Source organism: Psychrobacter sp. CAL346-MNA-CIBAN-0220 (genome assembly GCF_040309805.1).
In the GTDB taxonomy this organism is placed as follows: Bacteria; Pseudomonadota; Gammaproteobacteria; order Pseudomonadales; family Moraxellaceae; genus Psychrobacter.
Genome location: NZ_JBEOPF010000574.1, coordinates 1 through 249, shown reverse-complemented (window position 1 = coordinate 249; position 249 = coordinate 1). Strand labels below are relative to the sequence as shown.

The following is a 249-nucleotide window of genomic DNA, read 5'->3' as shown; positions in this document are numbered from 1 at the left end:
AAGCAGGAGCAATAATTTTTAGGGTTAGGCTACATTTTGCGGCCTAACCTTATTAATTTTTTAAGTTAAACACCTGTCTGTTGTTTAAATTAAGCCCGTCCTCAACATCACGATAATAGTGCTCATAAAGCGCATTTAACTCGCCGCTATCTGCTAACTTTGTTAAGCCTTGCTCTAATAACTCAATGATTGCTTTGTTATTTTCGTTTGCGTAAAAATAATAGTAATTATCGTATTGCAGCATAATAT

General features: G+C 34.1%; 1 protein-coding gene. It reads right to left on the bottom strand.

Going from position 1 to position 249, the window contains the following annotated elements:
* Positions 1-52 precede the first annotated feature (52 nt).
* Positions 53-249: hypothetical protein (locus tag AAEY88_RS14865; RefSeq protein WP_350563631.1), on the bottom strand; the 197-nt coding region annotated here is incomplete at its 5' end.